Below are 21,651 nucleotides of genomic sequence, written 5' to 3' on the forward strand. Positions count from 1 at the left end.
CTCAGTCGGACTCGGTCACGTCGACCCCCTCCGCGAGTAGCCGCTCACGAACGGCGTCCCGATCGACGGTTCCCGAGGGCGTCCGGGGAAGGGCACCGACGACGCCGATCGTCTTCGGGCGTTTGAAGCCGGCGAGTCGATCGTCGCAGTGGGCCAGCACCGCCTCGACGTCGATCGAGTCGGTCGATCGCGCCTCCGTCGCCGACGCCGATCGTCCGTCCGGCGTCGATGGTCCGTCGGCGTCGGGCGCGACGAGCGCGGCGACCCGCTGGCCCCACTCCTCGTCGGGGAGGCCGACGACGGCCGCCTCGGCGACCCCTTGGTGCTCTCGGAGGACAGCTACCACCTCGTCGGGATCGACGTTCTCGCCGCCGGTCACGATGCGATCGTCGACGCGACCCGTGATCCAGAGCCGGCCGGTTTCGTCGCGGTAGCCGACGTCCCCGGTGCGGAGGCCGCGCTCGCCGAACGCCGCCGCGGTCCGATCGGGATCGAGGTAACCCGGCGTCACGGTCGGTCCCGAGACGACGACCACTCCTCTCTCGCCCGGGTCGACGAGTTCGCCCGACTCGTCGACGATCGAGACGTCGGTGCAGACCAGCGGCCGGCCCACCGTCCCCGGATTCGAGAACGCGTCTTCGGGTCGCGCCGTCGCGATCTGGGACGCCGTCTCGGTCATGCCGTACGTCGGGTGGACCGGCACCCCTCGATCGCAGCAGCGATCGATCAGCTCTCGCGACGCGGGCGCGCCGCCGAGCAGGACGAACCGCAGCGACTCGGGCGGCGTCCAGCCGGCGTCGAGCAGCCGCGTCAGCATCGTCGGCACGAGCGAGACGCCCGAAATGTCGCGCTCGTCGATCGCGCGGGCCGTCTGCTCGGGGTCGAACTCGCGCTGAATTACGACGGTCGTCCCGTAGAGGGTCGATCGGACGACCGGCGCCAGCCCGCCCATGTGGTACATCGGCAGACAGCAGAGCCACCGATCGTCCGGCAACACGCCGAGGCGGAACGCCGACGCGGTGGCGCTGGCGACGAGGTTGCCGAGCGTCAGGCGGACGACCTTCGGTTCGCCGGAAGTGCCCGACGTGAACATGAGCAGGTGCGTTCGATCGCGGTCGAGTCGAACCGGTGTCGCGTCTCCGTCCCCGTCGGTATCCGCCCGGAGCGACGAGACGCCGTCGCGTTCGGGCTCGTCGACCGAGACGACCGGACCGTTCGCGAGTTCCGCGGCGCCCCCTTCCGTCGCCGACTCGCAGACGATCGCGTCGAGTTCGATCCGCCGCACCTTCGATCGGAGTTCGCCGACCGTCTCGCGGACGTTCAGGGGAACGACCGTCGCGCCGCGGCGCATCGCGGCGAAGTACACCGCAGCGAAGGCGGGTCGAGTCCCCAAGAGCACGCCGAGCCGATCGTCCTCTCTCACCGCGAGCACTCCGGCGACCGAGTCGACGCGCCGATCGAACTCGCCGTACGTCCACTCCGCACCGGCGTCGGCGTCGACGATCGCTGTCCGGTCCGGCGTGGTCGCCGCGCGGTGAGAGAGGAGATCGCGTGTCGGCCACGCGACCGGCTCGCCGTTCATTCCTCCCACGCTCCGTCGACGCCGAGTCCCTTGGCCTGCGGAACCACGGCGGACCCCTTTTCGAGGAGGACCGGGTCGCGAGCGAGGTCGTCGGCCAACAGCTCGCCCGTCGCGAGCCCGCAGGCCGGCACGTCGGCGATCGCCGCCGCGAGGTGGACCGCGCCGGTGCGCGCGACGACACCGTCGATCGTCGTCGTCACCAGCGGCGTGACGTCGAGTTCGGTCGCCCACGCCGCGACCTGTCGGGCGACGTCGATTCCGCCGAGCGCCATCGGTTTGAGCACGGCGACGTCCGCCGCGCCGGCCTCGCAGATCGTGTCGATGCCGTGATCGAGCAGCCCCTCGTCGAGGGCGATCGAGACGCCCTTCCCGCGGAGCGCGGCGTGTCCCTCGAGCGCGCCGGCGGGCAGCGGCTGCTCGAGGATCGAGACGTCGAGGGCGGCGAAGGCCTCGATCGCGGACTCCGCCTCCTCGTAGGTCCAGGCCTCGTTGGCGTCCGCGCGGAGTTCGACGCCCGGCCCGACGGCGTCTCTGACCCGGCGCAGCCGCTCGACGTCCTCCTCGATCGATCGGAGCCCGACTTTCACCTTGCAGACGTCGAACCCGCGTTCGTGCGCGCGCCGGGCCGCCGCGGCGGTCTCGCTCGGATCGCCGTCGCCGACCGTCGCGTTCACCGGGACTCGTCCGACGAGCGGCCCCCTGCTGAGATACCGGTACAGCGGGGTCGCTTCACGAGTCGCCTCCAGGTCCGCGAACGCGAGGGTGACCGCGTGCCTGGCCGCGACCGTCCGATCGACGGCCTCGAGCGCGCCGCGCTGGTCTCCCCGCTCGACGGCGTCGCCCGCCCGCTCGAGCGCCGATTCGCAGTCGTCGATCGATTCGGTCCAGCCGGTCAGCGGCGTCGCCTCGCCGTATCCGACGTTCCCGTCGTCGTCGACGAGTCGGACGAGAAAGCCGTCGCGGGACTCGATCGTCCCGGTCGCGCTCTCGAGCGGGCGCTTCAGCGGCAGCGAGAAGGAGCGATACTCGAAGGCGGGGCCCGACCCGCAGCCGCCTTCCTCGGGCGAACTCATACGATCAGCCCCGCGGCGAACAGGATCGCATACAGCGCGAGCAGCTTTCCGGTGCGCTCGAGCGCGGGGTTGAGCGCCGCCCCGTCCGTCCGGGTGCAGACCGTCCGCGCGACCAGCGCAGCGTAGGGGAGCGTCACGAGCGGCAGCAGGATCGTCGGGTCGAAGCCGGCGGCGAGCCAGAACCACGGCGGCGTGACGTACGCCAGCGCGAGCAGGCCGACGTACTCGAAGCGGCTCGCGCGATAGCCCAGCCGCACGGCGAGCGTCCGCTTGCCGGCCTCGGCGTCGGTCTCCAGATCTCGGACGTTGTTCACGACGAGGATCGCCGTCGAGATGCCGGCGATCGGGAGGCTCGCGACGATGGACTCGCGCGTGATCGTCCCCTCCGGAATCGCGATCGTCAGCGGCTCGAGGGCGGCCGCCGCCTGAACGTAGTATGTGCCGATTACGGCGACGAATCCGAAGAAGACGAACACGAAGAGATCGCCGAGGCCGTGATACCCCAGCGGGTAGGGGCCGCCGGTGTAGGCCCACCCGCAGAAGACGCTGACGGCGCCGATCGCGAGGACCGGCAGTCCCCCCACGTAGACGAGGTACGTCCCCGAGAGGATCGCCAGCCCGAAGGCAACGATCATCGCGAGTTTGACTCGCTCGGGCGGGATGAGGCCCGCCTGCGTGACCCGCGTAAAGCCCTCTCGATCGTCCGTATCCGCACCCTTGATCGCGTCGTAGTAGTCGTTTGCAAAGTTCGTCCCCACCTGGATTAGCACCGTGCTGACGAGGGCCATCATCGCCGGGAGGAGGGCGAACACGTCCTCGTGGATCGCGAGCCCGGTTCCGACGATAACGGGCGCCGCCGCCGCGGGAAGCGTTTGCGGACGCGCGGCCATCAGCCACGCCTTCGTCCGCGAAGTCTCGACTTCGGCCGTACTCATTTTCTCGAGTATCCCACTCGGGAGAGTGTCAACGTTGGCATTGCGCGCGACGGATCGCCGGCCTCGTCGCTGCCGACATCGAACGTCCCGAGACAGCCGGAACCTGCAGCGAACGCGGCGATCGCGCCGAACAGAAGTCGTCTTCGCGTCGAGTAGCTCATTCGAGGTGCCGTTCGCTTCGCGGACCGAATAGATCAAATCACCTGAACGTATCGCGGACTCAGTAGTGCCACGGGTAGTCGTCGAAGTCCGGATCGCGGCCCTCGACGAACGCGTCGCGGCCCTCCTCGGCCTCGTCGGTCATGTATCCCAGTCGCGTGGCCTCGCCGGCGAACACCTGCTGGCCGATCATGCCGTCGTCGGCCATGTTGAACGCGTACTTGAGCATCCGCATCGCCGTCGGGCTCTTCGAGTTGATCCGCCGGCCCCACTCCAGGGCCGTCTCCTCGAGTTCGTCGTGGGGGACGACCTCGTTGACCATCCCCATCTCCGCGGCCTCCTCGGCCGAGTAGGTCTTGCCGAGGAAGAACACCTCGCGGGCCTTCTTTTGGCCGATCTGCTGGGCGAGGTAGGCGGAGCCGAAGCCGGCGTCGTAGCTCGCCACGTCGGGATCGGTCTGGAGGAACTTCGCGTGCTCCTCGCTCGCCAGCGTCAGATCGCAGACCACGTGCAGCGAGTGGCCGCCGCCGACGGCCCACCCGGGGACGACGCAGACGACGACCTTCGGGATGTGCCGGATAAGCCGCTGGACTTCGAGGATGTGGAGCCGCCCCTGCTCCGAGGCCCGTGCTCGCGGGCGCTGTCCGCTCGAATTTTCCGAGGCGCGTTGCGCCTCGCTCTCCTCGTCACCTTCGTACTGGTAGCCGTCCTCCCCGCGAACCGTCTGATCGCCGCCCGAACAGAACGCCCAGCCGCCGTCCTTCGGCGACGGCCCATTGCCCGTCAGCAGGACGCAGCCGACGTCCGTCTGCCGCTTGGCGTGATCCAACGCGTCGTAGAGTTCGTCCACGGTCCCCGGCCGAAAGGCGTTGCGGACCGCGGGCCGATCGAACGCGATGCGGACCGTCCCGGAGTCGACGGCCCGATGGTAGGTCAGATCGCGAAAGTCGAAGCCGTCGATCGGTTCCCACCGATCCGCATCGAAGAGTTTCGAAACCATTGCCTCCAGTTTGGCGGGCAGCGCCTGAAATAGATTCGCGTCCGCGGTCGGTGCCGCGAACTTCGCACCCGGTCCGTCGCGTCGCTCTGTCGCTATCCGGACCGGTCTCCGCCGCGATCGGCGCGGTTCGCGACAACAGTTATTCACCACCCAGAGAAATGGCGGACAGATGGACCAGTCCGATCGGACGGAGCCCGAATCGTTCTACGACGAGTACGGCGAACGCGAGTGGGAACGGCTCGATCGAGACTTCTTCCACCGCCTCGAGTGGGAGGGGACGATCGATCGACTCGAAGCGCACCTTCCGCCGGCGAGCGGATCCGACGCCCCGCGCGTCCTCGATATCGGCGGCGGGGCGGGCCGGTACAGCGTCTGGCTCGCCCGGCGGGGGTACAAGGTGACGCTCGCGGAACCGAGTGAAACCCAGCGGACGATCGCCCGCGAGAAGATCCCAGAGCGCGACGTCGAAGAGGCCGCGACGGTCGTCGACGGCGACGTCCGCGACCTCGCGTTCGACGACGACGCGTTCGACGCGACGTGCTGTCTCGGCGGGCCGCTCTCGCACGTCCTCGACGCGGACGAGCGGCGCCGAGCGGCCCGCGAACTGAAACGAGTGACGAACCCCGGAGAACCGGTCTTCGTCTCCGTCATGGGGTTGCTCGGAATCGTGCTGATCACGGCCCAGTACGCCGGTCGCGACGAGGAACCCCTCGATCCCTCGTTGCTGCCCGCGATCGTCCGAGAGGGGGATCACACGGGCGACCTCGTGCGGAGTCGCGGCACGGAACCGACGCTCTTCGACTGCCACTTCTTCCGGCGCGACGAACTCGAAGCCCTCCTCTCGGACGCGGGACTCGCCGTCGAGACGATCGTCGCGCTCGAAGGCGTCGCCGCGACCCGTCGAACTCGCTTCGACGACCTGACCGCGGCCGATCGGGACGCGATTCGCGAGGTAAACGACCTGCTGCGGACCGATCGATCGGTGGCCGACCTGTCGCCGCACATGCTCGCCGTTTGCAGGGCCTGAGACCGTCGAACCGGGAGTCGTGCGATCGCGACCGATCCCGATCCGCTGCGGCGAAGCTAGCCGATCCGCCGAAAGCGGCCGCCGTCACAGTTCCTTCGTCATCTCGACGATCGTCCCAGTTACGCCGGTCTCCTCGTGGCTGGAGAACTCGTGCGATCGCTCGTTGACCCGCTCTATACACCCGTCACTTCCGCGTCTGCCGTCAACTCGGACCATCGTGCTCGACGAACCGATCGTCGAACCACCGGATTTGATATAGCACATTATAGTGTATCCGTCGGAGATGAGCCGATCCGACAACGGCCAGTTACCGACGGTAATTCCGCCTGCTAGCCGATAGTCCAGGTCTCGATCGAGAAGTCAACCGGCCCGGCACCGAGGCGCCGGCGCGTCGATCACCTCGGCTGACAGTCGCCGGATCCGAGGGATTTTTCGCCCGGACGCCTACCCAGACCCGATCGATGGGCGAGACGTACTACGACGTTCTCGGGGTCGATCCGGACGCGACGCAGGCGGAGAGCCGGGCGGCGTACCGCGGCCGCGTCCTCGAGACGCACCCGGATCACAACGACGACCCCGACGCGGCCGAGCAGTTCACGCGCGTCTCGACCGCCGAGTCGGTCCTCGCGGACGAGACCGAACGCGCGCGGTACGATCGGCTCGGTCACGAGTCGTACGTCCGTCTCGCCGACGCGACCGCCTCGTCCGCGGACGAGGCGGCCGATTCCGGGGCCGAACGAACCGAGAAATCGAGGACCGCGTCGAGAAGGAAAACCGCCCGTTGTGCGACGGGGACGAGCGATTCGCGGACGACTGGACGAACTGGACGACGCCGATCGGGCTCTACGCGGCCCCGGTGGGTCCGCTCTCGATTCGCGGCCTGCTCGCGATCGCGTGCTGCTGGATCCCGTTCGGCTACGCGATCGGGGTCTGGTGGGTATTACGACCCTGATTCGGGCACCCTGCCGTCTACGATTCGCTCCCGTCTCGCTCGACTGCGGTTTCGACCCGTCGGCGAAGGTCTTCCCGACGTCTGTGACTCGCCGCCGAGTCGAACTCGATCGAAAGCACCTGCGTCCCGTCCGCATCGAGCGACCGCCGGTACGCGTCCGGAAAGTCGGCCAGCTCGACGCGTTCGAACTCGAACCCGTAGAGGTCGGCGAGCGGTTCGAAATCGAGCCCGTGTGGCGTCTTGAACTGGCCGGTAAACGGCGGATCGAACCCTTCGATCGGGAGTTTGTGGAAGATGCCGCCGCCGTTGTTGTCGAGCAGGACGATCGTGGCGTCGACGCCGCAGCGATCGAGCGCGAGCAGGCCGTTCGAATCGTGGTAGAAGGCGAGATCGCCGGTGACGAGCACGAGCGGGTCGGCGTCGACGCTGCCGGCTCCGAGCGCGGTGCTCGTGATGCCGTCGATCCCGCTCGCGCCGCGGTTGGCGAGCACCGTGAGGTCCGCGCGACGGGGCCGGCCGAACCGATCGGCGTCCCGGATTGGCATGCTGTTCGAGACGAAGACGGTCGCCCGATCGGGAGCGTCGGCGAAGACGGACGCGAGGATCGCGCCTTCGAAGGGCGATTCGGAGGGTTCGTCCGCCGTCAGGGCCTCGTCGCGGATCTTCCAGTGTCGGCGCTCGACGGCGTCGAACCGGGCGATCCACTCGTCGCTGTCAGAGTCGATATCGCCGTCCGCCGCGTCGAGGCCGTCGACTAGGCTCTCGACGACCGATTCCGGCGTCGCGGCCAGCAGATCGGTCGCGGTGAACGTCGCCTCGCGCCACTCGCCGGCGGGGTCGATCAGGTACTGGTCCGCGTCCGCATCGCGTAGCGCGTGTCGCAGCGCTTTCGAAGTCGGCGAGGCGCCGAACCGAAGCACGACGTCAGGAGCCGGCATCGCGCCGATGTACGCGTCGTACCCTCCGTATATCGGGGCGCCGTCGACGTGGGGTCCGAACCGCAGATTCGAGAGCGGGTCGGCGAGCACGGGCGCGCCGAGTCGGGCCGCGAGGGCGCTCACGCTGTGCCGATCGAGCCCCGCGAGATCCGCGGGATCCGCCGGTCCGGCGACGATCAGCGGCCGATCGGCGTCGACGAGCGCCTCGCGGAGGGCGCCGATCGGCTCGCGATCCACGGTCGGCCGGCCGGCGACGGTATCGACGAACGGCCCGTCCCGGCCCCGTCCGGCCAGCGTGTCCGAGAAGGCGTCCGGCACGTCCCCCGGCACGTCGATCGGTTCGAGCGGCTTTCGGAACGGACAGTTGAGGTGGACGGGGCCAGCCGGGGTACCGGTCGTCTTCGCGAGCGCTCGTGCGGCGGTCGTGCGAAGGCTTCGAACCTTCCGCTCGTCGGCTTCGGGGTCGGGGAGTTCCGCGTCCCACCGGACCGCGTCCCCGTAAAGGTCGACCTGGTCGATCGTCTGGTTCGCGCCGCTGTCCCGCAGTTCGAGGGGGCGATCGGCCGTGAGCACGAGCAGCGGGACGCGCGCCCGGTCCGCCTCGATCACGGCGGGGTGAAAGTTCGCCGCCGCCGTGCCCGAGGTGCAGACCAGCGCGGTAGGCTCGGCCGTTCGCCGGGCGCGACCGAGCGCGAAGTACGCGGCCGATCGTTCGTCGAGGTGCGAAAAGACCTCGATATCCGGATGTTCGGCGAACGCGACCGTCAGGGGCGTCGATCGGCTTCCCGGGGCGATACAGACGGCCTCGAGGCCGCCGGTCGCGAGTTCGTCGACGAGAACCCGCCCCCAGAGCGTCGCGCGATTAGGTGCCGTCATCGTCGTCTCGAAGTTCGTCGAGGATCGGTCGAAACTTCAGCTGTACCTCGTCCCACTCGTCGTCCGGATCGCTGTCGGCGACGATGCCGTTCCCCGCGAAGAGCGTGACGGTCTCGTCCGCGGCGATCGCGGAGCGAATCCCGACGGCGAATTCGCCGTCGCCGTCGGCGTCGAACCAGCCGACGGGGGCCGCGTACCAGCCGCGATCGAACGTCTCCGTGTCCCGGATCGTCTCCCAGGCCGCGCTCGGGGGGACGCCGCCGACGGCGGGGGTCGGGTGCAGCGCCTCCACGAGTTCGAGGACGTGCCGATCGCCGTCGAGCGTCGCCTCGATCGGCGTCTGCAGGTGTTGGATCGTCGCCAGTCGCCGGATCGTCCGGTCGTCGACGACGAGTTCCGCGGCGACGGGGCGGAGTTGTTCGGTGATCGCCTCGACGACGAGGCCGTGTTCCCGCCGGAACTTCTCGCTTGCGAGCATCCGATCGACGTACTCCTCGTCCGCTTCGGGCGTCTCGCCGCGGGGAACCGAACCCGCCAGAGCCTCGGTCTCGACGTGCCTGCCGCGCTTGGAAACGAGGCGCTCGGGTGGCGCGCCGAAGAACGTTCCCCCGTCCGCCGCACCGATCAGGAACCGGTAACAGTTCGGGTACTGTCGTCGGAGCCGTTCGAGGGTCGCCGGCACGTCGATCGGTCCCTCGATATCGACCGTCAGCGCCTGCGCGAGCACCACTTTCGTTAGCCGACCGTCCGCGATCCGTTCGAGGGCGGTTTCGACCTGGTCGGTCCACACCGCGGGCGACGTGGTTCGGCGCGTCTCGGCGACGCCCGGACCCGTTCCGCTCGGGCGCATCGCGGCCACCGCGGTGAGTCGATCGTACCAGCGATCCAGCCGATCGGTCGCCGTCTCGTCGTCGGTTGCGACCGCCGTCAGCCACGTTCCCTCGTCGCTTCGGGTGACGAGAATCTCCGGGACGACGAACGACGCCGCGTTGAATCCGGCCCAGGGCGCCCGCGGTTCGTGGCCGTCGTGAAATGAAAAGCCGCCGAACGCGCGCGGCCGAGCGACGGCGGGGCCGTCGTGGTCGAGGCCGTCGAACACCGCGCTCGCCGCCGCGCGAACGCGATCGAACCGGTCCGCGCCGCCGGCCGTAATCCGTGCGGCGACGCCGCGACCGGCGATCTCCAATCCGTTGGGCGTGGCCCACTGGATTCGCGCCGCGTCCGCGGCGTCGACGATCGCGGCGAAGGAGACATCCTCGAGTTCGCGACATCGGCTGATAAGAGCATCCGCTGTCCGCGGACCCGACGCTGCCTCACCCGCCAGTCCTCCCTCCCCCGGCGTGTGGTCCATCGAACGCAGTTGGGAACTGACGTGCCTTCAGCCTAACTATTCGCGAAGCGACGCTAGCTGTATCGCTCTTCGCGCCACGGATTCGCCGTCTGAGAGTATCCTCGCCGTTCCCAGTAGCCGCGCTGGGGTTCGGTGAGGAACTCGATCCCGTCGACCCACTTGGCCCCTTTGTAGGCGTACTTGTGGGGCGTGACGACCCGAAGCGGTCCGCCGTGCTCCTCGGGCAGGGGCTCGCCGTCGAATTTCCAGGCGAAAAGCACCCCGTCGCGGAGGCACGCCTCAAGCGGCAGGTCCGTGGTGTAGCCGTCCAGCGCGGAGAACATGACGTGGACGGCATCCTCGTGGACGCCCGCTCGCTCCGCGAGTTCCGGAAACGGGACGCCAGTAAACTCGCAGTCGAACTTGCTCCAACCGGTCACGCAGTGGAAGTCCTGACGCTGGGTTTCGCCGGGGAGAGCGCGGAACTCGTCCCACGAGAAGCCGAGTTCGGTCTCGACGGCGCCCGCGACGGTGAACTCCCAGGTATCGGGGTCCCAGTCGGGCGTCCCGCTCTTCGAGAGCACCGGAAACGCGGTGGTCTCGCGCTGTCCCGGGGGCAGCCGATCGTCCCCGAACTCCCGATAGAGGTCCGTGACGTCTCTCATACGGATCCGTACCGGCGTCGCCGACGTAACGCTGGCGTTTCGGTCACGATCGCCGAGACCGGCGAGGGCGGTCTCGACGGCGAAAATGAGATCGACCGATCGGCCACCCGTCCAGCGTCGACCTGCGGAAGGGAAAACACAGTTCGTGATACGAGTTCTCGCGATAACGTGGCGTTTCCCGGACTGCACCGGGGTCGAAACGGTCCGGAATAGTGCGAGCGGAACCACAATTGGGCTGTTGCTCTCGAAACCCTCGTCACCCCTTAGTAACGACTCCGCGACCGTACGTCCGTATGGCTAGTAGACAGCAGATCACCGAGCGTGAAATGTCAGGACAGGCAGCGGAAGAGGTGGGCGAACAGGCCATGGGGCCCGCGTTCATCGCGTCGGCGGCCTCCGTCGGGCTGTCGTGGTACTACTTTTTCCTGCGCGGCGAGCGAGAGCGCGGGCTGTTCATCGGCCTGTGGCCGCCGACGATCCTCGCGTTCGCGAGTTACTTCAACCAGCGCAAGATGCGCCAGCAGCTGGACATGATCACCCAGCCCGGCTCGACGCTGAAGAACGCGATCGACTCGATGATGGGCAACCGGTAACTCGATCGACTGCATCGCCGCCGCCGAGCGATCGCGGGAACGCTTTTTTGGACGGGTACGACGTGGAGTCCTCCGACTGTCGGCCGTCGCCGGTCACCGGTCGCGGCGTCGCCGCTTGGATTACGGCCGACGGCGCGGACCGAGCCGATCGTCCGATCCCCGCCCGACGCCCTGCCAGACGCGGTTCCAGGCGCGTCGATCGATCGTCGGCTCGCCGACGAACGGGACGGGAAACATTAGTTACGGCCGAGAGAATTTTTCTTCCGCTTCCGTGCAGATTCCCCGTCAAAGCTAAATACCCCCTCGCCGAAAGCCGAATCAGATGCCGAAAGTAGAGATCACCATTCCGGAGCACCTCGAGATGCAGATCGCGCAGATGGTAGAGCGCGGTGAATTCGTCAATCGGGAGGAGGCGATCGAGGACCTCCTCTCGACGGGCATCAAAGCCTACAAGACCAGCGGCCCGATGAGCGAGGAGGAGAGTCCGGGAACCGGACTCGAAGACGACGGGATGATGGGCCACGACGACGAGTACGTCTTCTAAACTCAGTTAGAGCGACAGCGTCGCCAGCGGGATGCCGAACGCGATCGCCGCCCCGATCGCGAGGACGACGAACCCGACGCCGACGTCGCGCGCCGAGTAGTCGCTCATCGGCGCCGTCGTCCGCTCGGCGTCGAGATCGTGTCCCACGTCCGCGCCCGAATCGTCGTCCGCCGCGTGATCGGTATCGTCTGCCATGCGCGTAGGTTTCCGTTTCGCGCACTTAACTTCACTGAGACGGTGTGCGGGCGACCCTCGAGATCGACCGCGAAGGATCACGTTCCTTTACTACTCCCGGTTCGAACGGACGGACAGTAACCACATGGTATTGACCAAGCGAATCATCCCGTGTATCGACGTCGATCTCGATGAAGACGGGAATCCGGCGGTCTACACCGGCGTTCACTTCGAGGACCTCGAGTACACCGGCGATCCGGTCGAGATGGCCAAGGCGTACAACGAGTCGGGGGCGGACGAGTTCGTCTTCCTCGACATCACCGCGTCCGCGGAGGGCCGGGAGACGATGCTTGACGTCGTCGAGCGCGTCGCCGACGAGGTCTTCATCCCGCTCACCGTGGGCGGCGGCATCCGGACCGCCGAGGACATCAAGGAAACCCTGCGGGCCGGCGCGGACAAGGTCTCGATCACGACCGGGGCGCTCGAACGCCCCGAACTGATTACCGAGGGCGCGCGCGCGTTCGGCAGCCAGTGTATCGTCATCAGCGTCGACGCTAAACGGCGGTTCGACGAGGGGGGCGAACACTACGTCGAGATCGACGGCGAGTCCTGCTGGTTCGAGTGCACGAAGAAGGGCGGCCGCGAGGGAACCGGCGTTGACGTCGTCGAGTGGGCGCGGGAGGCCGAATCCCGCGGCGCCGGCGAACTGTTCGTCAACTCGATCGACAAGGACGGCACCAAGGACGGCTACGACCTTCCCCTCACGACGGCGGTCTGCGACGCCGTCGACACGCCGGTGATCGCCTCCTCGGGCTGTGGCGGCCCCGAGGACATGTACGACGTCTTCACGGAGGCCGGCGCCGACGCCGGCCTGGCCGCCTCGATCTTCCACTTCGACGAGTACTCGATCGAAGAGACGAAGGCGTACCTCGACGAGCACGGCGTCCCCGTTCGCCTCTAAGTTCCCGTCGAACGCCGGCCGTAGCGTTCCGGCGTCGGACGCTCGCCGAAACCGATCTCGCTGCGTTATCCACTACGCTTATGGCCTCGTAGTCGCGCACTTCTACCAGTGAAGTGGCGGTGCACGTGGTGCGGGAAACCACACGCGGACAACGATCCGCCCTGCGACAAGTGCGGTCACAACGTCTTCGAAGAGGCGATCGTCCGCGTCGACGAAAGCGAAACCGACGACGAACTCGTCCCGCGAACGGTCGACACCGGAACGACCTACGTCTGGCGGTGTCCGAACTGCGGTCGCGATCACGTCAGAAACAATCCGCCGTGCTCGCGGTGTGGCAACCCCGACCTGGAGAAGACCGAACAGCGCTACGCCGACGTCGATCGGGACCTCGACGTTCCCGGGTGGGTCGAGGTCGCAAAGCCGTACGCGCCGATCCTCGTCGTCGTCGGGATCGTCGCCCTCCTGTTCGTCACGGGCACCGTCCCGCTCTCGATCCTCCCGGGAATCGGAACCTCGTCACCTCCCGACGCCCCGGGGAGCGGGACCGAAGCCGCGGGCCTCGATCTCGACGAGACGGAACGGGAGGTCCACGATCGGCTCGAAGCCGAGCGAGACGCCGCGAACGCCCCCTCCAGATCGCACGACGACGGACTCGGCGCGTACGCTGAGTATCTAAACCGCTACGTGGTCGCGATCGAATACGAGGAGATCGATCCCGACGACGTCGACGTGCCGCCGCTGGACGAGTTCGATCCCGATTGCGGCGGCGACCGGGTCCTGAGCGCGCCGCTGGCGATCGGGACGATCTCGATCGACGAGTACGACGACGAAGGCGCCCTCGCCGACGATATCGCCGCCGAACTCCTCGGGTCGGAGTTCGGCGACGAGGTTCGAGCCGGCTTCGGCGCCGAGGGGATCGACGTTCACGTCGCCCTGGACGATCGGGTCTTCGTGATGTACGCGGCGTGCTGAGACCGTCGGTCGGTAACTCGAAACACTACAAGCGCTCTTTGAGCTAGCTGAAGGGACTTATCGCCCCGTCCGTAACGGGATCGTATGGACCGACCCACTCGACGGACGTTCGTCGCGGGAACCGGAATCGCGCTCGCGGCGATCGGCGCCGGCTGTCTCGACGAGACCAGCGACCCGGGTACGGACGCTGACGGCGAAACGGACGCTGACGGCGAAACGGATACGGACAGCGAAACCGGTACCGACGGGACGTACGGGTCGAACGGCGACCCCCGCGTCGACGAGCCGCCGCACGAGATCGAGCGGCCCGACGTCGACGACGAGGACGAGCCGCGGGAAGCGTGGAACGACGACTATCTCGGCGAACACATGGCCGCCGAACCGTCCGTCGCGTTCGAATCTCTCGAGTCCGTGCGACTCGCCGACTACGCGCTCCGGACCGTGGATTTCGATCTCGCGGGCGGCGCGTACGCGGTTCGGCTCGTCCTCGGCGAGGACGAGTTGGGCGAGGTGGTCGACCTGGAAGAGACGAACGCGGACGCTCGGTCGACGCTCGAAACCGTCGACTTCGACCGCCGGGTCGTGATCGTCGTCGAGTCGGGCTTTGGCTCCGGTTCGGTCGAGCACCGCTGGGCTCGCGCCGAAGCCGTCGACGACGGCCTCCACCTTCACGGCTACTACACGCAGCCGTACGAGCAAACGAACGATCTCACGTCCCGACACTCCGTCGTCGTGGCCGATCGCCCGTCCGACAGCGATTCGATCGATCTCGCTCGCGCGAGTCTAACGGTCGAGGAGGATCGGCGGGTCACCGTCGACTCGACGGACGGCGTGGTAACTGTCGAATAATAGGACGAGAACCGCCGTTCGAAAGCGGGCGTCGATTTCGACGGTTACGCCGCAGCCTCGAACGCGTCGCGGAACGAGACCGCCTTCTCGCGGACGTTGACCGCCGCGTCCTCCAGGGCTTCGAGCGGTTCGACGCCGCTTTCGGTCTTGATCGTGAGGATCGGCTCCGTCTGTCCACCCGACTGCTCGGGGTTGACGTCGTAAGTCGCCGCGCTCACGTCCTCGTGTTCGAGAAGCGCTCCCTTGAGGACGTTCATGAACGTGTGGTCCTCGCCCGCGATTTCGATCGAGAGTTCGTCCTCGCTGCTCTCGGTAACCCGCAGTTCCATACCCGGTATTCCGTCCGTCGGCCGCTTGTACCTTTCGAAGCCGACCCTATCGTCGCCGCCGAACGCCGCCGACTCGCCGATCGCGCGCCCCTCGCGCGATCGATGCGGAACTCGGGTCGGCGGGTCGCCCGATCAACGCTCGATCGGCCCGGCCACACGGTCGGCGAGCGCCGCCCGAACCGACCGTCCGTCGACGACACCCGCGGAATGTAAATCCCTATACGGCTCCGATCGAACCACAGGACATGGATCCGATCGCGACCGCCATCGCGGTCGTCGTTGTGGCGACGATTCTGGGTTCGATCGCAGTCGTCAAACGGCTCGACCGGCGCGGCCGACGGTGGGGCGACGTCGCCCGATCGCGGCTCGTGATGGGGGTTCCCTGGGGAACGCTCGTCGTGATCGCGCTCGTCTGCTGCGTCTACCTGTTCGTCCAGGACGGGATCGGCGATTTCGCCGACCCCGTGGTGATTCCGTTCCGAGCGTGGTCGTACTTCTACCCGCTCGGGATGCTGACGGCGGGGCTGTCCCACGCTGGACCGAACCACCTCACTGGGAACCTGATCGGAACGCTCGTCGTCGCGCCGATCGCGGAGTTCGCCTGGGGGCACTATCCGGCCGAGCGCGACTCCGAGTCGGTCGGTTCGTGGCGAACCGAGCCGTGGGTTCGGGCGCTCGTCGTCTTCCCGCTCGCCGCGATCGGGGTCGCCCTGCTCACGAGCTTCTTCGCGCTCGGCCCCGTGATCGGCTTCTCCGGGGTCGTCTTCGCCTTCGCCGGCTTCGCCATCGTCCACTATCCGATCGCGACGATCCTCGCCGTGATCGGCGTCAGGAGCGTCCTCGGGACGGTGTACCGGGCGCTGCAGTCGCCGATCTACGTCTACACCGCCGAGGCGCAGCCGCCCGCCCCGCCGTCGTGGGCGACGATCGCCATCCAGGGCCACGCCCTCGGCTTCTTCGTCGGCCTCGTCCTCGGCGTCCTCGTCCTCCAGCAACGGAACCGCCGGCCCGACGCGCTGCGGACCTGGCTCGCCATCCTGCTGTACGGCTTCTCGAGCTCGCTGTGGGCGATCTACTGGTTCGGCGAGTCGAACACCTACGTCCTCTTCCGGGGGCCGGGGGTCGTGATCGTCTCGATCCTCGCGCTCGTCGTCACGGTCGCGATCGTTGGGCCCGAGACGCCGCTGGTCCCGCCGCGGCTCGCACGCCGCCTCCCCGTCGTCGGAACGAGGCGGACCGGGGCCCTCGATCGGGCCCTCGAACTCGGTTCTGCGGCCGACCACGAGGGAGAAGACGGTGCGAGGACGAGCGATCGGTTCGATCGGATCCGGGCGATCGGCGCCGGCGCCCGGACGAACGAGTCGCGCCTGTCGAACGCGACGTACCGCGGGTCCGCGTTCCTGGCGGTTCTGGTCGTGTTCGCGATCGTCGCCGGTATCGCGATTCCGGTAAACCTACTCCTCCTCGACGGAACGACCGCACCGAGCGCCTCGGAGGCGTCGGTCGAGGTCGAAGATTACACCGTGATGTACGCCGAGGACGTCGAGAACGAACTCGTCTCGGCGATCGCCGTCGGCGGGTTCGACGACGAACTGGCGATCGAGTCCAGCGGGGTGATCGTCGTAAGCGAGGAGCGCAACCTGTGGCTGGAGGCGGTGTCCGCCCAGCAGCTAGCCTTTGACGGGGAGGAAACGATCTACGTCGGCGGGCCGGGCTGGCGGGAGGCCGTCCACGTCGAGCGAACCGGCTGGAACCCCGTCGGGAACGAGACCGTCTACCAGGTTCGAATCTGGGCGGACGGTGCCGACGAACGGGTCGCGTACGAGTCGAACACTTCGCAGGCTGACCTCCGAATCGCCGATCGGAACGTGACGATCGCGTCCGAGGACGGTGAGTTCCAGATCGAAGTCGAATCCAACGGCATCGTCGACGCCGCGGCGATTCCCGACGAGAACGAGACGGTCGAGGCGGGTGGGCTCACCTTCGAACGCGAGGGGGCGACGCTCTACGCCAGCGCGGACGGCACCGAAGTTGCCGTCGCGCGCGAAGAAACGTATCGGTAGCCGCTGGCCGTCGGGGCATCGTTCGAAGTACGCTCCGCAACCGTGCCGTCGGGCCCGATACGGACGGACGAATCAATCGATCGCGGCGGAGAGATCGGGCCCGACCGTCCCGAAGAGATTTCTCGTTCGTTGCCGTTCGTTCACGTAGCCCAGATCCGCGACCGGCCCGTCGGCGATTCCCAGATCGGCCGCGTCGTACCGCGGTGACGTCGAACGACCCGTCCGAGGCGATCGGATTGCCTACGAGGACCACTCGATTCTGAACACTTCCGCGTCGATCGACCGCTCGGCCTCGGTGTGAAACTCGAATCGTTTCGGGATGGGAAACGGCGCCTGGAACGCGTGTGTCACCGTCGCCCCGGCGTCGTCGGCGAACGACTCGACGAACTCCTGGCTCCCCGCGTTGTGGATCGTGTAGGAGACGGCGGCGACCGCCGCGGCCGTCTCGAGGAACGCCCGATCGGCGTGGCGGTTCCCGCGCTGGGCGCCGAACGGCGGGTTCGAAAGGATCGTCGCGTCCGACAGCGAGAACGGATGGCGAGTGACGTCGCCGCGGAGCCAGTCGATCGAATCAGGGACGCCGGCCGCCGCGGCGTTCTCTCTAGCCAGTGCGAGCGCGTCGGGATCGACGTCGACGCCGACGACGCGTTTCGCACCCGAAAGCGCGGCGGCGATCGCGAGCATGCCGGTTCCGGTCCCGAGGTCGAGGACCGGGCGACCGAGGTCGTCCTGCAGGCCGGCGAGGTGACAAACGTGGGCGGCGAGGTCGGCGGGCGTCAGGTACTGTTCGAGCGACGCGGACGGGCGGCGAAAATCCGCGACCGACTCCAGTCGCCGGGCGAGCGTTCGCCGTGCGGGACCCGACATGCCCGCTCAGTACTCGATCGAGACGTCGCCGTCGACGTCGAGCGTGAGGCCGTCGCGATCGGCGCGTTCGGCGCAGGCCGACAGCGCGGGGCGGACCTTCTCGGGGTCGGCGACCTCGTCGATCGCCACGGTGACGGTTCCGACGCCGAGGAACGCCCCGGCGCGGACGTAGCGTCGAATTCGATCGATCTCGTCCTGGGTCGCGAGCGAGCAGTTCTCGTCGAAACACGCGTCGACGGTCAGGGTTGCGGGCGTCAATCCCTGGTCGATCAGGGCGCGTTTGAACTCGCGGAGTTGCTGCGGTGCCGTCGATTCGAGCGCCGAGGCGTCGAGCGTCACCGGGGTGACGTCTGCGGGTCGGCAGCCGTCGATCTGGGGGTCGCGGTCGGACGCGGATGTCGTACTCATTATCGGACCATACATGGGCTGCATACAAAAAGTTTGTCCAATTCGCAGTAGTAATACGACGCCGGGGATCGAGGCGTTTCGTCGAGAACTCGGGCGGCGTCGATCGACGTCGACTCCCGAGTATCTCGGACCGATTTACTAGATTTGCGAAAATAATAGTTACGTTACAGTATCGACTAGAGTTAAGAACGTACCGTGTCAGCTACAGGTATGGAGCAGTGTCCACGGTGTCAGGGGTCCCTGGAGGAACTCTCCTTGGGCGACGTCTCGACCGTGACGTGTCCGCACTGTGGGTATGCGGACGTCCCGGTCGAACACGATCGGCCACCCGAGAGGCGAGAGAGTTGGCGAGACGCGTTCAACCGATTCTACGAGGGGTGACGATCGGCGTCCTGTGCCGATCGGACGTTGTAAGCGACGATGAGCCGCGGCTGAGAGACGAACTGGAAACGGAAAAGCGAGGGCGTTACTCGTTTGCCGCGGGCGCTTCGGCCTCTTCCTTGTGGTCGATGTCCTCGTCGGAGCGGGCGGCGACGAGTCCACCGCGGGCCACGCTGTAGAGGGGTTCGTCCGCGTGCGTGACGCCGCTGATCGAGAACGGAATATTCGCGTCCTCGAGGTGGTCGCGGAAGAGCGCCTCGAACCCGCTCGGACTCGAGGTGCCGCCGGTGACGACGACGGGGACGTCGAGGCCTTCCTCCACGTCCTCGTCGTCGACTTCCGCGACGATGTTCTCGATCACGTAATCGAGCAGGTTCTCGTAGTAGATCGAGAGGGCCCCTTCGACGCCGCCGACGTCCGTCGTGAAGTCGAGTTCGAAGTCGTCCTCCTTGATCGAGGTCACCTTGTCGACCGGCGTCCCGGTCGCGCGGGCGGCCTGCTCGTCGATCCAGTCGCCGCCGCGGGCGACGGAGAACTTCATGACCGGCACCGCGTAGTACGCCAGACAGACGTTCGTCATGCCGGCGCCGAAGCTGATCCCGAGGCCGGTGAAGTTGTTGTCCGCGAGTTCGCTGTAGATGACGGACATCCCCTCGTTGATCGGCTCGGAGTCGTAGCCCATGTCGTCGAGGAAGGATTCGATCGTCTTCTGGTGGTACAGCGTCGAGAGATCCGAGTCGATCGGATCCGCCGGAGACGAGAAGTACAGCTTCTCGTCGGGATAGGCGGGCTCGCCGACGACCTGTTCGATGATGAGTTTCATCATCGGGATCGCGCTCTTCTCGTCGTTCGAGAGGATCCCGTGTTTCATCGGTCGACGGGTCTCCTTGTTGAAGATGTTCGCGAAGTTGAGGGCGTCGTCGCCGACGACGTACACCTTGTCGTCCTTGCGGATGTGGAGTACTTCGCTTCGCGAGAGCATCTGCTCGGCCATGTCCGAGTACTCGATCTCTACGAAGGAGTTCCGCTGCTGCACGAACACCGTGTCGTTACCATCCTGCTGTGCGGACAGGATGTTCATCGTACCAACGTCTAGGCCTTTGGCCATGGTTTGCCAAGGCCACTGACGGATTATAAATCTATGTGCATTAATTTCAATTATGAGAGTAACTCGCGAAAGCCGTATTTATACGTCGTCGAGACTGTTACTCCCGGGCGAACAACGCCCGGAACCGGGACCGAAGCGTCGAGAGTAATGACCCGCTCTCGGCCCCCTCGGCGGCCGCCTCCTCCGCGCGTTTCTGTTCGCGGAGTTCTTTCAACTTCTGCGTCTGCTCGTCGACCGTTGAGCTGGACGTCGTCGTCTTCGTCTCGCCGCCTTTCAGGCCCTTGAGTCCGGCGACTTGCGCGTCGACGCCGGTCGATCGAGTCTTCTTCGCGACGGTGTCGACGTCGACGTCGATGTCGTCGAACTCGTCGTTCGAGAAGTTCAGACGCGTATGATCCGTCTTCTCGACGCCGCCCCACGAGAGGTCGACGCCCTCCATCGCGCCGTCGATATCTCGCCGGATCTCCTCGTCGGTGTACGATTCGTCCTCGGATTCGTCGTCGGCCGCTTCGACCCGTTCGACGGTGCGAGCCATGTCGAGGTAATGGGCGATCAGCGCCGCGCCGGTCGACGCCGTGATCGAGGCGAGTCCCACGGCGTAGACCGCAACGACCTCCGCGGTGTAGTCGGCGTTGTAGCCGTTCCAGTCGACCGGGTAGGCGTAGAGGAAAGCGCCGACAGCCACGATCGTCACGAGGACACCGGCGATCGACGCGTACAGGACGCGACGCTCCGAGGGGAGCAGGACGACGATCCCGAGCATCAGGATCGGAAGCGAAACCATCGCCACCGCGTACGCGGGCTCCGCCCACGTGAGATGTGCCGGTGAACGTGGCTCGAACGTGCTGCTCCACAGGTACAGGAGCAGTGCGACGATTGCAAGGCCGATCCCACCGAGGAACAGTCCGAAGCCGAGGTAGACGTCCGTTCGATCCTCCGGTTCGCCGATGTACTGGCGATAGAGATCGAAGAGGTAGCCGCTCGGGCGCCGTTCCGCTGTCATAGGCACCCGGTTTACACTCCAGTACTATGACTGTTGGGTCGAATAACGTGTTTTTCGTTCGTTATGTTATCGGAGCCGCAGCCGTCTCGCGATCGCTCGTCCGATCGACCTGATAGGCGATCTGAACTATCGGCTCGGATAAAATACTTTGATACGGAGGTAGTCGGTACGTTGTCTCACAGCAATAAATGCCGGACGACACGTACACCGTCCTCGTCGTCGCCGACGAGCCAGGCGTCGTCGAGCAGTTCGAAGGCTGGCTCTCGGATCGGTACCGAGTGACAACGGTGATCGACGGTGACGGCACCCGCGAGGACCTCGACGACGTCGACGTCGCGCTCCTCGATCGGGTCTTTCCGGCCCCGTCCGGCGACGTACTCGCCCGGGAGATCGATCGGCGGGAACGCGACCGAACGATCGCGTTGGCCGGCACCGTCGAACCGGAGACGGACGTTCTGCGCGTCACCTGTCACGAATCCCTCGACGATCCCGTCGAACGGGACGAACTCGTCGAGATCGTCGAGCGCCTTCGCAGCCGCGCCCGATACGACGATCGACTCGCCGAGTGTGCGAACCTCGCGGCCGAGCGCGCCGCGCTCGAGGCGGCTCGCTCCCGATCGGAACTCGAACGCGACGAGGAGTACCAGGAACTCTGCCGTCGTATCGCCGTTCTCCTCGACGACCTGAACGACGCGACGACGGAGTTCGACGCCGAGGATTTCCGGGCCGCCTTCGAGACGCCCGATTTCGCCGGCCGCCCGCGCGTGCAGCGGACCACCTGGCTCCCGTGACGGCGTCGTTCGCGCCGATCGTCGGTATCGAACCGAATACGGTTCCGACGCCGATACCGAGAGTCCCGAGC

24 protein-coding genes and 1 pseudogene are annotated in these 21,651 nt (G+C 67.0%); 11 read left to right on the top strand and 14 right to left on the bottom strand.

What is annotated here, in order from left to right; genetic code table 11:
- Position 1: 1 nt before the first annotated feature.
- From MUH00_RS16560 to MUH00_RS16575, 4 genes are all read right to left on the bottom strand, one after another.
- On the bottom strand, positions 2-1,582 hold the full coding sequence (locus MUH00_RS16560; RefSeq protein WP_247000475.1) for a class I adenylate-forming enzyme family protein: 1,581 nt from the start codon (positions 1,580-1,582) through the stop codon (positions 2-4).
- A complete protein-coding gene (locus tag MUH00_RS16565; RefSeq protein WP_247000477.1) occupies positions 1,579-2,655 on the bottom strand; it encodes a mandelate racemase/muconate lactonizing enzyme family protein in 1,077 nt (358 codons plus the stop codon). The genes MUH00_RS16560 and MUH00_RS16565 overlap by 4 nt, the downstream gene beginning before the upstream one ends.
- On the bottom strand, positions 2,652-3,590 hold the full coding sequence (locus MUH00_RS16570) for a 1,4-dihydroxy-2-naphthoate polyprenyltransferase (protein ID WP_247000479.1): 939 nt from the start codon (positions 3,588-3,590) through the stop codon (positions 2,652-2,654). Before MUH00_RS16570 ends, MUH00_RS16565 begins: the two co-directional genes overlap by 4 nt.
- 220 nt (positions 3,591-3,810) lie before the next feature.
- Positions 3,811-4,749 (bottom strand): 1,4-dihydroxy-2-naphthoyl-CoA synthase, encoded by a 939-nt coding sequence (locus MUH00_RS16575; protein WP_247000482.1) that lies wholly within the window; start codon positions 4,747-4,749, stop codon positions 3,811-3,813.
- Between the two features lie 169 nt (positions 4,750-4,918).
- Here MUH00_RS16575 and MUH00_RS16580 point away from each other — a divergent pair, with 169 nt between their 5' ends.
- Positions 4,919-5,776, top strand: a complete 858-nt coding sequence (locus tag MUH00_RS16580; RefSeq protein WP_247000484.1) for a class I SAM-dependent methyltransferase — start codon at positions 4,919-4,921, stop codon at positions 5,774-5,776.
- 84 nt (positions 5,777-5,860) lie between these two features.
- Here the strand turns inward: MUH00_RS16580 and MUH00_RS22890 are convergent, their stop codons facing one another.
- On the bottom strand, positions 5,861-5,992 hold the full coding sequence (locus tag MUH00_RS22890) for a hypothetical protein (protein ID WP_256464795.1): 132 nt from the start codon (positions 5,990-5,992) through the stop codon (positions 5,861-5,863).
- Between the two features lie 245 nt (positions 5,993-6,237).
- Here MUH00_RS22890 and MUH00_RS16585 point away from each other — a divergent pair.
- Together MUH00_RS16585 and MUH00_RS16590 are read left to right on the top strand one after the other, a co-directional pair.
- A pseudogene (locus MUH00_RS16585) lies at positions 6,238-6,465 on the top strand (DnaJ domain-containing protein); the annotation flags it as partial.
- A 92-nt stretch (positions 6,466-6,557) separates the two neighbouring features.
- Positions 6,558-6,728 carry a hypothetical protein gene (locus MUH00_RS16590; protein WP_247004088.1) on the top strand — a complete coding sequence of 57 codons (171 nt, stop codon included), beginning with the start codon at positions 6,558-6,560 and terminating at the stop codon, positions 6,726-6,728.
- A gap of 17 nt (positions 6,729-6,745) precedes the next feature.
- Here the strand turns inward: MUH00_RS16590 and menD are convergent, their stop codons facing one another.
- The 3 genes from menD to MUH00_RS16605 are packed head-to-tail and all read right to left on the bottom strand — an operon-like array spanning position 6,746 to position 10,537.
- Complete coding sequence (gene menD, locus MUH00_RS16595) at positions 6,746-8,542, bottom strand: 2-succinyl-5-enolpyruvyl-6-hydroxy-3-cyclohexene-1-carboxylic-acid synthase (protein ID WP_247000486.1); 1,797 nt, start codon at positions 8,540-8,542, stop codon at positions 6,746-6,748.
- Positions 8,529-9,893, bottom strand: a complete 1,365-nt coding sequence (locus MUH00_RS16600) for an isochorismate synthase (RefSeq protein WP_247000488.1) — start codon at positions 9,891-9,893, stop codon at positions 8,529-8,531. The genes menD and MUH00_RS16600 overlap by 14 nt, the downstream gene beginning before the upstream one ends.
- 53 nt (positions 9,894-9,946) lie before the next feature.
- Positions 9,947-10,537: a sulfite oxidase-like oxidoreductase gene (locus MUH00_RS16605; RefSeq protein ID WP_247000490.1), complete on the bottom strand. Its 591-nt coding sequence runs from the start codon at positions 10,535-10,537 to the stop codon at positions 9,947-9,949.
- Between the two features lie 293 nt (positions 10,538-10,830).
- On the opposite strand from MUH00_RS16605, the gene MUH00_RS16610 reads away from it, so the two are divergent.
- Positions 10,831-11,130 carry a hypothetical protein gene (locus MUH00_RS16610; protein WP_247000491.1) on the top strand — a complete coding sequence of 100 codons (300 nt, stop codon included), beginning with the start codon at positions 10,831-10,833 and terminating at the stop codon, positions 11,128-11,130.
- Between the two features lie 322 nt (positions 11,131-11,452).
- Entirely contained in the window at positions 11,453-11,674 is a 222-nt protein-coding gene (locus MUH00_RS16615; RefSeq protein WP_247000492.1) for a ribbon-helix-helix domain-containing protein, read from the top strand.
- A 6-nt stretch (positions 11,675-11,680) separates the two neighbouring features.
- On the opposite strand, the gene MUH00_RS16620 is transcribed toward MUH00_RS16615, so the two are convergent.
- On the bottom strand, positions 11,681-11,869 hold the full coding sequence (locus MUH00_RS16620; protein WP_247000493.1) for a DUF7550 family protein: 189 nt from the start codon (positions 11,867-11,869) through the stop codon (positions 11,681-11,683).
- 124 nt (positions 11,870-11,993) lie between these two features.
- On the opposite strand from MUH00_RS16620, the gene hisF reads away from it, so the two are divergent.
- The 3 genes from hisF to MUH00_RS16635 all read left to right on the top strand — a co-directional run bounded on the left by hisF (position 11,994) and on the right by MUH00_RS16635 (position 14,630).
- Complete coding sequence (gene hisF / locus MUH00_RS16625) at positions 11,994-12,809, top strand: imidazole glycerol phosphate synthase subunit HisF (RefSeq protein WP_247000494.1); 816 nt, start codon at positions 11,994-11,996, stop codon at positions 12,807-12,809.
- A 108-nt stretch (positions 12,810-12,917) separates the two neighbouring features.
- Positions 12,918-13,781 (top strand): hypothetical protein, encoded by an 864-nt coding sequence (locus tag MUH00_RS16630; RefSeq protein WP_247000495.1) that lies wholly within the window; start codon positions 12,918-12,920, stop codon positions 13,779-13,781.
- Between the two features lie 84 nt (positions 13,782-13,865).
- The gene (locus MUH00_RS16635; protein WP_247000496.1) at positions 13,866-14,630 is read left to right on the top strand and encodes an MSCRAMM family adhesin SdrC; all 765 of its coding nucleotides are present in this window, start codon (positions 13,866-13,868) and stop codon (positions 14,628-14,630) included.
- 44 nt (positions 14,631-14,674) lie between these two features.
- On the opposite strand, the gene MUH00_RS16640 is transcribed toward MUH00_RS16635, so the two are convergent.
- Positions 14,675-14,959, bottom strand: coding sequence for a DNA-directed RNA polymerase subunit L (locus tag MUH00_RS16640; protein ID WP_247000497.1), 285 nt, complete (start codon positions 14,957-14,959; stop codon positions 14,675-14,677).
- 245 nt (positions 14,960-15,204) lie between these two features.
- Between MUH00_RS16640 and MUH00_RS16645 the strand changes: the two genes are divergently transcribed.
- A complete protein-coding gene (locus MUH00_RS16645) occupies positions 15,205-17,022 on the top strand; it encodes a rhomboid family intramembrane serine protease (RefSeq protein WP_247000498.1) in 1,818 nt (605 codons plus the stop codon).
- A gap of 240 nt (positions 17,023-17,262) precedes the next feature.
- Here the strand turns inward: MUH00_RS16645 and MUH00_RS16650 are convergent, their stop codons facing one another.
- Positions 17,263-17,889 carry an METTL5 family protein gene (locus MUH00_RS16650; protein WP_247000500.1) on the bottom strand — a complete coding sequence of 209 codons (627 nt, stop codon included), beginning with the start codon at positions 17,887-17,889 and terminating at the stop codon, positions 17,263-17,265.
- A 6-nt stretch (positions 17,890-17,895) separates the two neighbouring features.
- Entirely contained in the window at positions 17,896-18,297 is a 402-nt protein-coding gene (locus MUH00_RS16655) for a DUF7961 family protein (RefSeq protein ID WP_247000503.1), read from the bottom strand.
- 210 nt (positions 18,298-18,507) lie between these two features.
- Between MUH00_RS16655 and MUH00_RS16660 the strand changes: the two genes are divergently transcribed.
- A complete protein-coding gene (locus tag MUH00_RS16660; RefSeq protein WP_247000504.1) occupies positions 18,508-18,678 on the top strand; it encodes a TFIIB-type zinc ribbon-containing protein in 171 nt (56 codons plus the stop codon).
- A gap of 85 nt (positions 18,679-18,763) precedes the next feature.
- Here the strand turns inward: MUH00_RS16660 and MUH00_RS16665 are convergent, their stop codons facing one another.
- Both MUH00_RS16665 and MUH00_RS16670 read right to left on the bottom strand, forming a co-directional pair.
- Positions 18,764-19,786 carry a disk-shape morphogenesis protein volactin gene (locus tag MUH00_RS16665; protein ID WP_247000505.1) on the bottom strand — a complete coding sequence of 341 codons (1,023 nt, stop codon included), beginning with the start codon at positions 19,784-19,786 and terminating at the stop codon, positions 18,764-18,766.
- A 97-nt stretch (positions 19,787-19,883) separates the two neighbouring features.
- The gene (locus tag MUH00_RS16670; protein WP_247000506.1) at positions 19,884-20,789 is read right to left on the bottom strand and encodes a cell division protein CdpA domain-containing protein; all 906 of its coding nucleotides are present in this window, start codon (positions 20,787-20,789) and stop codon (positions 19,884-19,886) included.
- Between the two features lie 188 nt (positions 20,790-20,977).
- Here MUH00_RS16670 and MUH00_RS16675 point away from each other — a divergent pair, with 188 nt between their 5' ends.
- Positions 20,978-21,580 carry a HalX domain-containing protein gene (locus MUH00_RS16675; RefSeq protein WP_247000507.1) on the top strand — a complete coding sequence of 201 codons (603 nt, stop codon included), beginning with the start codon at positions 20,978-20,980 and terminating at the stop codon, positions 21,578-21,580.
- Positions 21,581-21,651: the final 71 nt, after the last annotated feature.

The organism is Halosolutus gelatinilyticus (assembly GCF_023028105.1).
GTDB classification, from domain to species: Archaea; Halobacteriota; Halobacteria; order Halobacteriales; family Natrialbaceae; genus Halosolutus; species Halosolutus gelatinilyticus.

Bases quoted from the DNA above. Each gene is read 5' to 3' on its own strand.
- MUH00_RS16560 (WP_247000475.1), bottom strand. From the start codon at position 1,582: ATGAACGGCGAGCCGGTCGCGTGGCCGACACGCGATCTCCTCTCTCAC.
- MUH00_RS16660 (WP_247000504.1), top strand. From the start codon at position 18,508: ATGGAGCAGTGTCCACGGTGTCAGGGGTCCCTGGAGGAACTCTCCTTG.
- menD (WP_247000486.1), bottom strand. From the start codon at position 8,542: ATGACGGCACCTAATCGCGCGACGCTCTGGGGGCGGGTTCTCGTCGAC.
- MUH00_RS16665 (WP_247000505.1), bottom strand. From the start codon at position 19,786: ATGGCCAAAGGCCTAGACGTTGGTACGATGAACATCCTGTCCGCACAG.
- MUH00_RS16645 (WP_247000498.1), top strand. From the start codon at position 15,205: ATGGATCCGATCGCGACCGCCATCGCGGTCGTCGTTGTGGCGACGATT.
- MUH00_RS16580 (WP_247000484.1), top strand. From the start codon at position 4,919: ATGGACCAGTCCGATCGGACGGAGCCCGAATCGTTCTACGACGAGTAC.
- MUH00_RS16620 (WP_247000493.1), bottom strand. From the start codon at position 11,869: ATGGCAGACGATACCGATCACGCGGCGGACGACGATTCGGGCGCGGAC.
- MUH00_RS16655 (WP_247000503.1), bottom strand. From the start codon at position 18,297: ATGAGTACGACATCCGCGTCCGACCGCGACCCCCAGATCGACGGCTGC.
- MUH00_RS16635 (WP_247000496.1), top strand. From the start codon at position 13,866: ATGGACCGACCCACTCGACGGACGTTCGTCGCGGGAACCGGAATCGCG.
- hisF (WP_247000494.1), top strand. From the start codon at position 11,994: ATGGTATTGACCAAGCGAATCATCCCGTGTATCGACGTCGATCTCGAT.
- MUH00_RS16600 (WP_247000488.1), bottom strand. From the start codon at position 9,893: ATGGACCACACGCCGGGGGAGGGAGGACTGGCGGGTGAGGCAGCGTCG.
- MUH00_RS16605 (WP_247000490.1), bottom strand. From the start codon at position 10,537: ATGAGAGACGTCACGGACCTCTATCGGGAGTTCGGGGACGATCGGCTG.
- MUH00_RS16575 (WP_247000482.1), bottom strand. From the start codon at position 4,749: ATGGTTTCGAAACTCTTCGATGCGGATCGGTGGGAACCGATCGACGGC.
- MUH00_RS22890 (WP_256464795.1), bottom strand. From the start codon at position 5,992: ATGGTCCGAGTTGACGGCAGACGCGGAAGTGACGGGTGTATAGAGCGG.
- MUH00_RS16615 (WP_247000492.1), top strand. From the start codon at position 11,453: ATGCCGAAAGTAGAGATCACCATTCCGGAGCACCTCGAGATGCAGATC.
- MUH00_RS16610 (WP_247000491.1), top strand. From the start codon at position 10,831: ATGGCTAGTAGACAGCAGATCACCGAGCGTGAAATGTCAGGACAGGCA.
- MUH00_RS16565 (WP_247000477.1), bottom strand. From the start codon at position 2,655: ATGAGTTCGCCCGAGGAAGGCGGCTGCGGGTCGGGCCCCGCCTTCGAG.
- MUH00_RS16670 (WP_247000506.1), bottom strand. From the start codon at position 20,789: ATGACAGCGGAACGGCGCCCGAGCGGCTACCTCTTCGATCTCTATCGC.
- MUH00_RS16570 (WP_247000479.1), bottom strand. From the start codon at position 3,590: ATGAGTACGGCCGAAGTCGAGACTTCGCGGACGAAGGCGTGGCTGATG.
- MUH00_RS16650 (WP_247000500.1), bottom strand. From the start codon at position 17,889: ATGTCGGGTCCCGCACGGCGAACGCTCGCCCGGCGACTGGAGTCGGTC.
- MUH00_RS16640 (WP_247000497.1), bottom strand. From the start codon at position 14,959: ATGGAACTGCGGGTTACCGAGAGCAGCGAGGACGAACTCTCGATCGAA.
- MUH00_RS16675 (WP_247000507.1), top strand. From the start codon at position 20,978: ATGCCGGACGACACGTACACCGTCCTCGTCGTCGCCGACGAGCCAGGC.